Annotated in this window: 13 protein-coding genes; 7 read left to right on the top strand and 6 right to left on the bottom strand. The window is 69.8% G+C overall.

Going from position 1 to position 13703, the window contains the following annotated elements; genetic code table 11:
- The first annotated feature begins 6 nt into the window (after positions 1-6).
- The gene (locus ACXPWS_RS22975) at positions 7-852 is read left to right on the top strand and encodes a carbon-nitrogen hydrolase family protein (protein ID WP_458708863.1); all 846 of its coding nucleotides are present in this window, start codon (positions 7-9) and stop codon (positions 850-852) included.
- A 1-nt stretch (position 853) separates the two neighbouring features.
- Entirely contained in the window at positions 854-1924 is a 1071-nt protein-coding gene (locus tag ACXPWS_RS22970) for an MSMEG_0565 family glycosyltransferase (protein ID WP_458708862.1), read from the top strand.
- On the opposite strand, the gene ACXPWS_RS22965 is transcribed toward ACXPWS_RS22970, so the two are convergent.
- Together ACXPWS_RS22965 and ACXPWS_RS22960 are read right to left on the bottom strand one after the other, a co-directional pair.
- Positions 1909-2208, bottom strand: a complete 300-nt coding sequence (locus ACXPWS_RS22965; protein ID WP_458708861.1) for an MGMT family protein — start codon at positions 2206-2208, stop codon at positions 1909-1911. The two genes, ACXPWS_RS22970 and ACXPWS_RS22965, sit on opposite strands and share 16 nt — an antisense overlap.
- A 1-nt stretch (position 2209) precedes the next feature.
- Entirely contained in the window at positions 2210-2983 is a 774-nt protein-coding gene (locus ACXPWS_RS22960; protein ID WP_458708860.1) for an alpha/beta fold hydrolase, read from the bottom strand.
- Positions 2984-3117: 134 nt separating this feature from the next.
- On the opposite strand from ACXPWS_RS22960, the gene ACXPWS_RS22955 reads away from it, so the two are divergent.
- Together ACXPWS_RS22955 and ACXPWS_RS22950 are read left to right on the top strand one after the other, a co-directional pair.
- Complete coding sequence (locus ACXPWS_RS22955) at positions 3118-6204, top strand: PD-(D/E)XK nuclease family protein (RefSeq protein ID WP_458708859.1); 3087 nt, start codon at positions 3118-3120, stop codon at positions 6202-6204.
- A complete protein-coding gene (locus ACXPWS_RS22950; protein WP_458708858.1) occupies positions 6144-9437 on the top strand; it encodes a UvrD-helicase domain-containing protein in 3294 nt (1097 codons plus the stop codon). Before ACXPWS_RS22955 ends, ACXPWS_RS22950 begins: the two co-directional genes overlap by 61 nt.
- Here the strand turns inward: ACXPWS_RS22950 and ACXPWS_RS22945 are convergent.
- Complete coding sequence (locus ACXPWS_RS22945) at positions 9422-9817, bottom strand: DoxX family protein (RefSeq protein WP_458708857.1); 396 nt, start codon at positions 9815-9817, stop codon at positions 9422-9424. The genes ACXPWS_RS22950 and ACXPWS_RS22945 overlap by 16 nt on opposite strands.
- 42 nt (positions 9818-9859) lie before the next feature.
- Here ACXPWS_RS22945 and ACXPWS_RS22940 point away from each other — a divergent pair, with 42 nt between their 5' ends.
- Both ACXPWS_RS22940 and nudC read left to right on the top strand, forming a co-directional pair.
- A complete protein-coding gene (locus ACXPWS_RS22940; RefSeq protein WP_458708856.1) occupies positions 9860-10945 on the top strand; it encodes a potassium channel family protein in 1086 nt (361 codons plus the stop codon).
- Between the two features lie 3 nt (positions 10946-10948).
- Positions 10949-11875, top strand: a complete 927-nt coding sequence (gene nudC / locus ACXPWS_RS22935) for an NAD(+) diphosphatase (protein WP_458708855.1) — start codon at positions 10949-10951, stop codon at positions 11873-11875.
- Here nudC and ACXPWS_RS22930 read toward each other — a convergent pair.
- The 3 genes from ACXPWS_RS22930 to ACXPWS_RS22920 are packed head-to-tail and all read right to left on the bottom strand — an operon-like array spanning position 11816 to position 12828.
- Entirely contained in the window at positions 11816-12049 is a 234-nt protein-coding gene (locus ACXPWS_RS22930; RefSeq protein WP_458708854.1) for a hypothetical protein, read from the bottom strand. The genes nudC and ACXPWS_RS22930 overlap by 60 nt on opposite strands.
- A gap of 38 nt (positions 12050-12087) precedes the next feature.
- Positions 12088-12330, bottom strand: coding sequence for a mycoredoxin Mrx1 (gene mrx1 / locus ACXPWS_RS22925; RefSeq protein WP_458708853.1), 243 nt, complete (start codon positions 12328-12330; stop codon positions 12088-12090).
- Positions 12331-12342: 12 nt separating this feature from the next.
- Positions 12343-12828, bottom strand: coding sequence for an RrF2 family transcriptional regulator (locus tag ACXPWS_RS22920; protein ID WP_458708852.1), 486 nt, complete (start codon positions 12826-12828; stop codon positions 12343-12345).
- A 73-nt stretch (positions 12829-12901) separates the two neighbouring features.
- On the opposite strand from ACXPWS_RS22920, the gene ACXPWS_RS22915 reads away from it, so the two are divergent.
- Positions 12902-13654: an SDR family oxidoreductase gene (locus tag ACXPWS_RS22915; protein WP_458708851.1), complete on the top strand. Its 753-nt coding sequence runs from the start codon at positions 12902-12904 to the stop codon at positions 13652-13654.
- The last annotated feature ends 49 nt before the right edge of the window (positions 13655-13703 follow it).

Here is a 13703-nt window from a genome sequence, read left to right as displayed (position 1 = left end):
GGAGCCATGGCGCCAGTCACATTGGGAGCGGTCGCCGCCCACTTCGGTCGTGATGTGGACCGTGGGGTGTCCAAGGTCGTCGGTATCGTCGAATCCGCGGTGCAGGACGGCGTCGACCTCCTGGTGCTTCCGGATGCCTGCTTGGGTGGCTATATCGGCGATTTCACCGCACCCGACCCCGACGACCCACCCCCGGCGCTGGATCCCGACGGTCCGGAGATCGCCGCCGTGATCGCGGCTGCCGGGGCGATGACCGTCTGCGTCGGCTACGCCGAGGCCGCGCCCGGTGGTGCCCGCTACAACGCGGCCGTCTGTCTGTCCGGGGACGGGGTGCTCGGCAGCTATCGCAAGGTCCATCAGCCGGCCGGTGAAGCGCTCACCTACCTGGCCGGTGACGGCTTCAGCACCTTCGACACCCCGGTCGGACGCATCGGGATGCTCATCGACTACGACAAGACTTTTCCCGAGGCCGCCCGAGCGCTGGCGCTCGACGGTGCACAGATCATCGCCGCGCTGTCGGCCTGGCCGGCCAGCGTCACCGATCGTGCTTCGCGGCTGCCCGCGGACCGACAGTCTCGGCTCTTCGACCTCTACGACTGTGCCCGCGCCGCGGAGAATCAAGTGGTCCTGGTGTCGTCCAACCAGACCGGCGTGATGGGCAATCTGCGCTTCCTCGGGCAGGCCAAGGTGGTGGGGCCGGGCGGGGACATTCTGGCCACCACCCGTTCCAAAGGTGGTATCGCCAAGGCGGAAATCGACGTCGAATCCGAGATCGCCCGGGCCAGAAGGGTATTGAACCACCTGGCCGAACTGCGCCCGGACACCTACCGCACCAGGTCGGTGCGCGGCTGATATGCGGATCGCCCTGTTGACCTATTCCACCAAACCCCGTGGGGGAGTGGTGCATACGCTCTATCTCGCCGAGGCGCTGGCCCGGCTGGGGGCAGAGGTGACGGTGTGGTCGCTGGCCCGCGCCGGCGACCGCGGCTTCTTCCGGGAAATCGATCCGGCCGTGACGGTGCGGCTGGTCGAGTTCGCCGACCACCCCACCGACACCGTGACCGATCGCATCGTCCGATCCATCGAGGTGCTCGGCGGTGCGTTCACCCCGCAGGACTACGACATCGTGCACGCGCAGGACTGCATCAGCGCGAACGCCGTCGGGCGTTGCATCCGCACCGTCCACCACCTCGACCAGTTCACCACCCCGGTGCTCGCCGACTGTCACGAGAAAGCCATCGTCGCGCCGTACGCCCACATCTGCGTCTCGGCGGCCGTCGCCGCCGAAGTCCGGGCCGGGTGGGGTCTGGAACCGGAGGTGATCCCCAATGGTGTTGATGCACAACGATTCATCGAGGCCGCCGGCGATGTCGCCGGACAGTCCCGCTGGCACGGCGAGCTGGGCCGGTACGTCCTCACGGTGGGTGGCATCGAACCCCGCAAAGGCACCCTCGATCTGGTCCAGGCATACCACCTGCTGCGTGCCCGCCGTCCGGACCTGTCGCTGGTGATCGCCGGGGGCGAGACGCTGTTCGACTACCGGGACTACCGCGCCGCGTTCGACGCATCGTGTGCCGCGCTCGGTGTCCAACCGATCATCCTCGGCGCGATCGCCGATGGCGACCTGCCGTTCCTGGTCGCCGGCTGCGAGGTGTTCGCCTTCCCGTCGACCAAGGAGGGTTTCGGGCTGGCCGCGATGGAGGCATTGGCCGCGGGCCGCCCGGTGGTGACCCGCGATCTGCCGGTGCTGCGCGAGGTGTTCGGTGACACGGTGCGATTCGCCGCCGATGCCGCCGGCTTCGCCGCCGAGATGATCGCCGCGGTGACCGACCCCTCCGACCCCGAACCCGGGCGGGCGTTGGCGGCATCGATGACGTGGGAGGCGGCCGCGCGGGCGCACCTGGACTTCTACGCGAAGTCGTGACGGTATTCGCCCAGCGGCACCCGGCCGTCCCTGGCCAGCACCCCTTCGCCGCGCAGCCGTTCCAGCTGGCGGGTGGCCAGATGTGGGGCGGGGCGTCCCGATGCAGGAATCACCCTGTGCCACGGCAGATCCGAGGAATCGGTGCGCATCACCCACCCGACGATCCGGGGGCTGGAGAGATCCGCCTCCTCGGCGATGTCCCCGTAGGTGCTCACCCGCCCGGCCGGGATGGCGGCCACCAATGCGCGCACCCGCTCGACCTGCTCCTCGGTGATGCGCGCCATCTCAGCCGAGGTGCCCGCGGACGATTGCGGCGGTCTCGGCGGGCATGGCCTGACTCACCATGTGATCGCAATCCAGCTCGGTCAGGGCGAACCGGTCACCCAGCGCGCCGCGCAGGGCGCCGACCACCTCGTCGGTGACATAGGGCGGCGAGGTGCGGGTCGCCCGGACCAAGGTGACCGGAATTCGGTTGGTGGGTAGTGCTATCGGACGGGTCAGCTCGCTCCAGTAGGACATCGCCGCCGGCACGCTGATCCGCCAGCCGAACCGGCCGTTGGGCAGCGCGGTCAGGTGTTCGTCGAGTTCACGCTCCACCTCATCGGGGTCGACCTCGCCCCACGAGCCGGACAGTTTGTCCGCGCGGGCCTCGTCGCGATCCGGATAGTCGGGTGAGGACAGCATCGCGTCGGCGATCTCGCGCATCCATGCCCCGTCCAGTGCCACCGCCGGATCCAGCAGCACCAGCCCGGACACCAGATCGGGCCGGGTGGCGGCCAGCGTCAGCGCCACCGCGCCACCGAACGAGTGCCCGACCACCACGACCGGGCCGGCCGCTTCGGCGTCGAGCAACTCGGCCAGCGCCGTCACGTTGGCTTCGATGGTCCACGGCGCCGACCAGGTGGAACGACCGTGCCCGATCAGGTCGGGCGCCAGGATCGCCACGTCGGGCAGATGGCCGGACGCCAGTGTCTCCCAGCGCCTGCCGTGCCCGGTCAGCCCATGAACAGCCAGTACCTGAACGGGCGCGTCGGGACCGTAGCGGTAGGTGTGCAGCACGTGTCTGACGGTACCTTCCCCCGTCGCTTCGCTCGCCCCGCCTCTTTTCCCGTCGCTTCGCTCGCCAGGCCCACATTCCCCGTCGCTTCGCTCGCCAGGCCAAACTTGTCGGACCCCCGTGATGACATGTCGTCATGACCGCATCGAGCAACGTGCTGGAGCCCGCCGCTCTGGCCGACCCGGGTCTGCGTGGCGCCGTGCGGGTGATCGGCGGTCCGGGCACCGGTAAAACCCGACTGCTCACCGGCACCGCCGCCGCGCATATCGGCGCGGGTGCGGCCGCCGAATCGGTGCTGTTGCTCACCGGCTCGGCGCGGCTGAGTGCAGCGGCCCGCGCGGAGATCACCGCCACCCTGTTGGGCAGCGGGGCGGGCGTGGTCCGGGAGCCGCTGGTGCGCACGGTGCACTCGTACGCCTTCGCGGTGCTGCGGCTGGCCGCTCAGCGCAACGGTGATCCGCCGCCCCGGTTGATCACCGGTGCCGAGCAGGACGGCATCCTCCGGGAATTGCTCGCCGGTGACCTCGAAGACGGTGCGGCCACATGGCCGGCGGCGCTTCACCCCGCGCTGGCCACGGCCGGTTTCGCTTCCGAACTGCGTGACCTGATGGCCCGTTGTGCCGAACGCGGGGTCGACCCGGTGGCGCTGCGGCGCCTCGGCAAGTTGTCCGGCCGCGCGGAATGGGTTGCGGCCGGGCGTTTCGCGCAGGTCTACGAACAGGTGATGCTGCTGCGGGCCGCGGTCGGAATGGCCGCGCCGCAGGCCACCGTGCCCGCGCTCGGTGCCGCCGAACTCGTCGGCGCGGCCCTGGACGCGCTGGCCACCGACCCCGACCTGCTGGCGGCCGAGCGCGCCCGCATCCAGCTGCTGTTGGTCGACGACGCCCAGCATCTGGACCCGCAGGCCGCGCTGCTCGTCCGGGTGCTGGCCGCGGGCGCCGGGCTCACCGTCATCGCCGGTGACCCGAACCAATCGGTGTTCGGCTACCGCGGTGCCGATCCGGCGCTGCTGCGCACCGATACCCCGGTGGTCAGCCTCACCGCGTCGCATCGCTGCTCGGCCGCCGTGGCCACCGCCATCTCGGGTATCGCGCGCCGGTTGCCGGGCACCGAAGGGTTCGGCGAATTCAGCAGCACCACCGGCAATCCCGGTTCGGTCGCCGTGCGCATCGCCGCTTCGGCGCATGCCGAAGCCACCCTGGTGGCCGACGCGCTGCGGCGCGCACATCTGATCGACGGGGTGCCCTGGTCCCAGATGGCGGTCATCGTGCGGTCCGTGCCCCGCGCAGGTGCGGCACTCGGGCGCGCCCTGGCCGCCGCCGGCGTCCCGGTGGATCTGCCGTCCGCGGAGCCGGTGCTGGCCCGCCAGCCCGCGGTACACGCCCTGCTCACGGTGCTGGGTGCCGCCGCAGACGGTCTGACCGGCGAGGCGGCGCTGGATCTGGTCACCGGTCCGATCGGCCGGATCGATCCGGTCTCGCTGCGCCAGTTGCGCCGGACACTGCGCCGGCTGGACAACCATCAGCGCGAATTCCCCGAACTGCTGGCCGAAGCCGTGCATCGGGTACCCGCCGGACTGGCACCCGAGCACAGTCGCAGCCTGCGCCGGGTCGGTACGGTGCTCGACGCCGCAGCGCGCAGCCACCGCGCGGGCGAGGACCCCCGCTACACGCTGTGGCAGGCCTGGCACCGCAGCGGCCTGCAGCGCCGATGGGTGGCCGCAGCCGACCGCGGCGGTGCCGCCGGTTCGGCGGCTGCACGCGATCTGGACGCGGTCACCACCCTGTTCGACGTGGCCGAGCAGTACGTCACCCGGACCACCGGGGCGACGTTGCGGGGTCTGCTCGACCATGTCGACGGGTTGGGTCTACCGGTCACCGCCGATCACATGCCCCGCGGCGAGCTGGTCGCGGTGTGCAGCGCGCACACGGTGCTGGACCGGGAATGGGACTTCGTCGTCATCGCGGGACTCCAGGAAGGGTTGTGGCCCAACACCGTGCCGCGCGGTGGTGTGCTGGGCACCCAGCACCTCGTCGACATCCTGGACGGGGTGGTCGAGCCCGGTCAGCCCGTCTCCGTGCGCGCACCGCTGATGGCCGAGGAGCGGCGTCTGTTCATCGCCGCGATGGGCCGTGCCCGCAGTCGGCTGTTGGTCACCGCGGTGGACAGCGAAACCGGCGACGCCGCGATGCTGCCGTCCCCGTTCTGCGCCGAACTGGCCGAGTTGGCATCCGAGGACACCGAGTCCGACTGCATGCCCATCTCCGCGCCCAGGGTGCTGGCCCCCGCGGCACTGGTGGGCCGGCTGCGTGCGGTGGTGTGTGCACCGGGCGCCGAGGTCGACGAGGATGTCCGCTCTTGTGCGGCAGCGCAACTGGCCAGACTGGCCGAGGCCGGTGTGGCCGGAGCCGACCCGCAGTCCTGGTATGCCAGCACGGCCCCGTCGAGCAGTGAGCCGCTGTGGTCGGGGGAGGAGCATGTGGTGACGCTGTCGCCGTCCACCGTGCAGACCCTGTCCGATTGCCCGCTGCGCTGGCTGCTGGAACGCCACGGCGGCAGCGACGGTCGCGATGTCCGGGCCGCCATCGGGTCATTGGTACACGCCCTGGTCGCCGATTCCACCAAGACCGAGAACCAGCTGCTGGCCGAATTGGAGAACATCTGGGGTGGTCTGCCGTTCGAGTCCCAGTGGTACGCCGACAACGAACTGGCCCGGCACGGTGCGATGTTGTCGGCGTTCGCGCAATGGCGCGAACTCACTCGCCGCCAGCTGACCGAGGTCGGCACCGAGGTCGCCGTCGACGGGATGATCGCCCCCGGGGTGCGGGTCCGCGGCCGTGTCGACCGCCTCGAGCGCGACAACGCCGACCGGCTGGTGATCGTCGATGTCAAAACGGGTAAGAGCCCGATCACCAAGGACGATGCCCAGCGCAACGCCCAGCTGGCCCTCTATCAGCTGGCCGTCACCGAAGGTGTGCTGTCGCACGGTGACGAGCCCGGTGGCGGTGTGCTGGTCTATCCCGGTAAGCCGAGCGCCGGTGGCGCCACCGAGCGCAGCCAGGACGCACTGACGCCGGATGCGGCCGCGCAGTGGCGGGAACAGGTGGTGTCCGCCGCGGCCGCCACCCAGGGGCCCGCTTTCGTCGCACGGGTCAACGACAATTGCGGTCACTGCCCGGTGCGCACCATGTGCCCGGCCCATCAGCGAGGTCAGGACCAGTGATCGCCACCAGGTACAGTCCGGCCGAATTGGCCGATGCGCTCGGCGTTTTCAGCCCTACCGATGAGCAGGCGGCCGTCATCGCGGCACCGCCCGGGCCGCTGGTGGTGGTCGCAGGCGCCGGTGCGGGCAAGACCGAGACCATGGCGGCGCGGGTGGTGTGGCTGGTGGCCAACGGATACGCCGCGCCGGCCGAGGTGCTCGGGCTGACCTTCACCCGCAAGGCCGCCGGGCAGTTGCTGCGCCGGGTCCGGGCCCGGCTGGCCAGACTCGCCGGTGCCGGGCTGTGTCCGGAGTTGCGCGCCGACGACCCGCCCACCATCAGCACCTACCACGCGTTCGCGGGCACACTGCTGCGCGAGCACGGTCTGCTGCTGCCGGTCGAGCCGGACACCCGGTTGATCGGCGAAACCGAACTGTGGCAGTTGGCATTCCGGGTGGTGTGTGACCATCCGCGGGTATTGGACACCGATAAGTCGCCGGCCGCGATCACCGCCCTGGTGCTGCGGCTGGCGGGCGCCCTGTCCGAGCATCTGGTGGACACCGCGGCGCTGACCGACACCCATGTGGAGCTGGAGCGGCTCATCCTGAACCTGCCTCCGGGACCGAATCAGCGCGATCGCGGCCCCAGCCAGTGGTTGCTCAAGCTGCTGGACACCCAGACCGAACGCACTCAGCTGGTACCGCTCATCGATGAACTGCACCGCCGCATGCGGGCGGCGAAGGTGATGGATTTCGGTGCCCAGATGTCGGCGGCGGCACGGCTGGCGGTGGCCGCGCCGCAGGTGGGTGAGCAACTGCGGCAACGGTATCGGGTGGTGTTGCTGGACGAATATCAGGACACCGGCCATGCGCAGCGGATCGCATTGTCGGCACTTTTCGGTGGCGGTGTGGACGACGGGCTCGCGCTCACGGCGGTGGGCGATCCCATCCAGTCCATCTACGGCTGGCGCGGCGCGTCGGCCACCAACCTGCCGCGGTTCGCCACCGATTTCCCGTTGGCGGACGGCACCCCGGCACCGACGCTGGAACTGCGGACCAGCTGGCGCAACCCGCCGCAGGCGTTGCATCTGGCCAACGCGGTGTCCGCCGAGGCCCGCCGTCGCTCGGTCAGTGTCCGGGAACTGTTGCCCCGTCCCGACGCCGAACCCGGTGACATCCGCTGTGCGTTACTGAATGACGTGGTGGCCGAACGTAATTGGGTGGCCGACGAGATCGCTCGGCGCTATCTGGCCGCGCCCAGCCCGCCCACCGCGGCAGTACTGGTGCGTCGCAACGCCGACGCGGCGCCGATGGCCGAGGCGCTCACGGCCCGTGGTGTCCCCGTCGAGGTGGTCGGATTGGCCGGCTTGCTCGCCGTTCCCGAGGTCGCCGATGTGGTCGCCATGCTTCGGCTCATCGCCGACCCGACCGGCGGTGCGGCCGCGATGAGGGTGCTGACCGGACCGCGTTGGCGTCTGGGCGCCCGCGATATCGCGGCGCTGTGGCAACGGGCCGTCGAACTGGACGGCCCGGCGCCCGCCACCAGCACCGCGCAGATCGTGGCCTCGGCCGCACCCGATGCCGATGCCGCATGTCTGGCCGACGCGATCTGCGATCCCGGGCCGGACACCCGTTACTCGGCGCAGGGTTACCTCCGCATCGTGGCGCTCGGGCGCGAATTGACCACGCTGCGTGGGCATCTCGCTCATCCGTTGCCGGACCTGGTGGCCGAGGTGCGGCGGGTGCTCGGGGTGGACGCGGAGGTCAGAGCGGCCCGCCCGGTCGCGGCCGGTTGGGGCGGCACCGAACACCTCGACGCCTTCGGTGACGTGGTCGCCGACTTCGCCGATCGGGCCGATGCCACACCGGAGGGCTTGCTGGCCTATCTGGAGGTCGCCGCGGTGGTCGAGAACGGTCTGGCTCCCGCCGAGATCACGGTGGCCACCGACCGGGTGCAGATCCTCACCGTGCACGCGGCGAAGGGGCTGGAATGGCAGGTGGTGGCCGTGCCGCACCTGAGCGCCCGGGTGTTCCCGTCCACCGCGCTGGCCCGGACCTGGCTGACCGATGCCGGTGACCTGCCGCCACTGCTGCGCGGGGACCGGGCCATCGAGTCCCGACACGGCGTTCCGGTGCTCGACACCACCGATGTGTTCGACCGGAAAGTGCTGTCCGACAAGATCGCCGAGCACAAAGATCACCTGGCGCAGCGGCGGGTGGACGAGGAACGCCGCCTGTTGTATGTCGCGCTCACCCGCTGCGAACACACCCTGCTGGTGTCGGGTCACCACTGGGGCCCCACCGAGTCGAAACCGCGCGGACCCTCGGATTTCCTGCTCGAACTGCGCGGCATCATCGAAGCATCGGCCGCGGCAGGTGATCCGTGCGGGGTCATCGATCACTGGGTGCCTGATCCGGCCGATGGCGAGCCGAACCCGTTGCGTGGCAATGTCGTCGAAGCGGTGTGGCCCGCCGAGCCGGCCGGCGCGCGGCAAGCCGCGATCGACCATGGGGCCGAACTGGTGCGCACAGCAGGTGCGGCCGACGAAGACCTCGGTGCCGCCGATGTGGAGAACTGGGCGGCCGATGTCGATGCGCTACTTGCCGAACGTGCCCGCGCCGGTGAGCCCGAACCGGTGGCGCTGCCCGGGCAGCTGTCGGTCAGCATGCTGGTCGAACTGGGCAAGGACCGGGCAGCCGCCGTGGCGCGGCTGCGTCGCAGGCTGCCGGTGCGACCGGATCCACATGCACTGCTGGGCACGGCGTTTCACGACTGGGTGCAGCGCTACTTCCATGCCGAGCGGCTGTTCGATCTCGACGATCTGCCAGGAGCGGTCGACGGCGACGCCGGGCGTGCGAACGCCGAGGAACTCGCCGAACTGCAAGCCGCCTTCGCGTCCTCGGCCTGGGCGGCGCGGACCCCGGTCGATGTCGAGGTGCCGTTCGACATGATGATCGGCGCCACCGTGGTGCGCGGCCGGGTCGATGCGGTGTTCGACGACGGCGACGGCGCGCAGGTGGTGGTCGACTGGAAGACCGGCGACCCGCCGAGCACTCCGGAAGCGCAGCGCCACGCCGCCGTCCAGTTGGCGGTCTACCGGCTGGCCTGGGCCGGCATGAACGACCGTCCGCTGGAATCGGTGCGCGCGGCGTTCCACTACGTCCGCAGCGGCGTCACCGTCCGGCCCGATGCACTGGCCGGCCCGGCGGAGCTGGCCGCCCTGCTGGAGGAGGCCGACTACGAGTTGCGATAGATCTTGTAGGCCTGCGTGATCATCGGGATCTGCAGCGGCAGCCGGGCGACCGCGCCGACGCGCATCGGCAGTGGCTTGTCCTTCCACAGCCGAACCATGTTGACATTGGCCGGGAACACCCCGAGGAACAACGCGATGGCGGACAACGCACCCACCTTGCGGGTCCGCGGCGCCAGCAGCAGTGCGCCGACGGCGGCCTCGGCGACGCCGGACGCATGGGTGTAGAAACGCGCGCTGCCCGGCAGTTCCGCCGGCACGATGGTGTCGAAGGGTTTGGGCGCCACGAAATGCAGCAGGCCCATCCCCACCAGCGAGGCGCCCATGAACCGGGCGCGGGACTGATTTGTCGACTGCTGAACGACGGATGCGGGGGAAGTCATGGTTACATTGTGGCGTGCCCAACTACCGTCGATCGGTGAAACGTGGCCAAAGGTAGGTTGCGCCGGCGGCTGGAGGCGATCGACCAGAACCTGACGACGCGCCCAGACGCCGATCTCGTCGAAATCCTCAACATCCCCGAGAAGTTCGTCAGCCCCAGCCGCAAGATCTTCATGCGGGTGCTTTGGGCGCTCTCGGCCCTGGTGGCTGCGGTGTTGATCGTCTACATCGACCGGCACGGCTACCGCGATGTCGCCGCCACACCGGAGGAGAGCGACCCGCTGTCGCTGCTGGACTGCATCTACTACGCCACCGTGTCGCTGTCGACCACCGGCTACGGCGACATCACCCCCTATACCGAATCCGCACGCCTGGTCAACGTTCTGGTGATCACGCCGCTGCGGGTGGCGTTCCTGATCGTGCTCATCGGTACCACCGTCGAGACGCTGACCACCCAGTCGCGCCAGGCGCTGAAGATCCAGCGATGGAGGAAATCCGTGCGCAACCACACCATCGTCGTCGGCTACGGCACGAAGGGCAGGACGGCGGTCGCCGCCATGGTCGGTGATGACGTGGCACCGGCGGACATCGTCGTGGTCGACGACGATCCGGCGGCGCTCGAGCGCGCCAAGAGCGCGGGGCTGGTGACCGTGCGCGGCAGCGCGACCGACTCGGAGGTGCTCCGGCTGGCCAGCGCCCAGCACGCCAAGTCGATCATCGTCGCCGCCAACCGCGATGACACGGCCGTGCTCGTCACGCTCACCGCCCGCGAATTGGCCCCCAACGCCAACATCATCGCCGCGGTCCGCGAGGCGGAGAATCAGCACCTGTTGCGCCAATCCGGCGCGAACACCACCGTCGTCACCTCCGAAACCGCGGGCCGCCTGCTCGGCATCGCCACGCAGACGCCGAGCGTGGTGGAGATGATGGAGGACCTGCTGACTCCCGATGCCGGGTTCGCCGTCGCCGAACGGCCGGTCGAGCCCAAGGAGGAGGGCGGTTCGCCGCGCCACCTCACCGACATCGTGCTGGGCGTGGTGCGCGACGGCCAGCTGCTGCGGGTGGACGACGAACGGGTGGATGCGCTGGAGCCGACCGACCGGCTGCTCTACATCCGCTCGAAGGAGTAACCGATGAGCACGTTCACCCTGCGCAACGTCCCGTTGCTGTCCCGCATCGGGGCCGACCGTGCCGATGAGGTGCGCACCGATATCGACGCCGCGATCGCCGGCTGGGCCGACGCCGCTGTCCTGCACGTCGATCGGCGTAACCAGGTGCTGATCTCCGGGCGCAGTGTGGCGCTCACCGGCACCGCCGCTCTCGGCGATACGCCGCCCGAGCATGCGGTGTTTCTGGGCACGCTGGCCGGTGGCCGGCACGTGTGGGCGATCCGCGGCGACTTGCAACCACCCGAGGGCGACGCTGTGCAGACCGAAGTGCTGGACCTGCGCCGGGCCGGCCCGATCTTCGACGACGCCAGCGCGCAGTTGGTGGCCACGGCCACGGCCCTGCTGAATTGGCATGACGCCGCCCGATTCAGTCCGGTGGACGGGTCGCCGACCAAGTCGGTCAAGGCCGGCTGGTCCCGGGTCAACCCGGTGACCGGGCAGGAGGAGTTCCCCCGGATCGACCCGGCCATCATCTGCCTGGTGCATGACGGTCACGACCGCGCCGTGCTGGCCCGCCAGACGGTATGGCCGCAGCGGTTGTTCTCGCTGCTGGCCGGATTCGTGGAGGCGGGGGAGTCGTTCGAATCCTGCGTCGAGCGGGAAATCGCCGAGGAGGTCGGGCTCAACGTGCGCGACATCCATTACCTGGGCAGCCAGCCGTGGCCGTTTCCGCGATCACTGATGGTGGGTTTTCACGCCATCGGCGACCCCGAGCAGCCCTTCTCCTTCAACGACGGGGAGATCGCCGAGGCCGAGTGGTTCACCCGAGCGCAGGTGCGCGAAGCGCTGGAGCACGGCGACTGGAGCAGTGACTCCCCGTCGCGTCTGCTGTTACCCGGATCCATTTCGATTGCCCGCGAGATCATCGAATCCTGGGCCTTCGCCGACTAGGGGCACTGCGCGCAGCTCGTACTCCCGGGCGATGTCGCGGGCCCGCTCACACAGCGTCATGAGACGCCAGGTGTCGGACAACCTGATGGGTTCGGATGACAGCGCGTCGATCTCGGCATTGACGGCGTCGAACTCGGCTCGAAGCACATCGATCGGGTAGGTGGTGTTGGTCATGTATCGAACACTAGTTCGATACACCGACAGGTGGGCGATCAGCCCAGTTTTGCTTTGACCTGCTTGATGCTCGGGTTGGTCAACGTGGACCCGTCGGCGAACTTCACGGTCGGCACCACATGGTTGCCGCCGTTCACGGAGCCGACGAATTCCGCCGCCGCGGGGTCGCCCTCGATGTCGATCTCGGTCCACGCGATGCCCTCGGCCTTCAGGGCGGTCTTGAGGCGCGAGCAGTACCCGCACCACGACGTGGTGTACATGGTCAGCGCAGCGGTAGTCATAGCGGCAACAACCTATCGGAGGGTGTCGGTATTTCCCAAGATGAGCCCCTGGGTCCGGGCGGGCGCCCACGCCGGGATGCCCGCGACGATGTCGGCCAGTGTGACGCCGGCCAGGCTGTCCCGCCAGGCCTGGTGTGCCTGGTCCATCTTGACCGCGAGGATGCAGGTGTCGCGGCAATCGGCGGCGGGCAACGCTCCGCGCCCCTGCTGCCGGATCTCGCGGCACTCATAGGGATTGGAGCCGCCGTCGACGGCTTCGACGATGTCCAGCAGCGTGACCTCCGCCGGTGCACGAGCCAGTCGGAAGCCGCCGCGCGGGCCCGTCCGCGCCGACAGCACCCCGGCCCGCGCCAATGCCTGTAGCTGCTTGGTGAGGTAGGCGACCGGCAGGTCGAAGTAGTCGGCGAGGTTGGCCGCCGACGCGGAGCGTCCCGGGTCGAGTTGGGCCAGTGAGGTGGCGCAGTGCAGCGCCCATTCGGTGGCCACGGGAAGTTTCACAGCCGCCACGATATTACATATATTGAGGATCGATTAAGTCCATAATTGTGTGTCACGCCGAAAGGATGCAGTCATGCGGATCGCGGTCGCCGGGGCCACCGGCAATATCGGGAAACTGACCGTCGAGGCCCTCGGCCGGTCCGGCCATCAGGTGGTGCCGATCAGCCGGTCGCTCGGGGTGGACCTGAGCACCGGTGCCGGAGTGGACGACGCGCTGGCGGGGGTGCACGCCGTGGTCGACGTCACCAATGCACCCGCGGGCGATCGCGCGGCCACCGAGACCTATCTCGCCACCGCGACCACGAATCTGCTCGCCGCCGAACAGCGCGCCGGGGTGGGCCACCATGTGCTCCTGTCCATCGTGTCCATCGTGGGTATCCACGACATCGAGGGCAACCCGCATTACGCCGGCAAGCGGCGGCAGGAGAGCCTGGTCGAGGTGGGGCCGGTGCCGTGGACCATCGTCCCGGCCACCCAGTTCCACGATTTCGCCGAGATGGTGGCCGGCTGGACCGAACACGACGGTGCGGCCGAGATCGCCCCGCTCCTGGTGCAGCCGATCGCCCCGGCCGATATCGCGGCCATCCTGGCCGAGATCGCCGCGGGCAGCCCGCAGGGCCGTCATGCCGACGTCGCAGGGCCGGAAACGCAGGACCTGGTCGACATGGCGCGCCGGACGCTGGCCGCGCGCGGCCGGACGGTGCGGCTGGTGCCCACCTGGTCGTCGGTGTTCGGTCTGGAGATGGCAGGCAACACGCTGCTGCCGGGCGCCGGTGCCCGGTTGGGCACGACGACGTTCGAGGACTGGCTGGCCCAGCAGCGGTAGCGACGGGGGACAACAACCCGGGGGCAAGAAGATGTCCCACCGCCCTGCC

This window comes from Mycobacterium sp. BMJ-28, from assembly GCF_054404835.1.
Note: the sequence above shows the minus strand (reverse complement) of the source record. Positions and strands in the feature narration are given on the sequence as shown.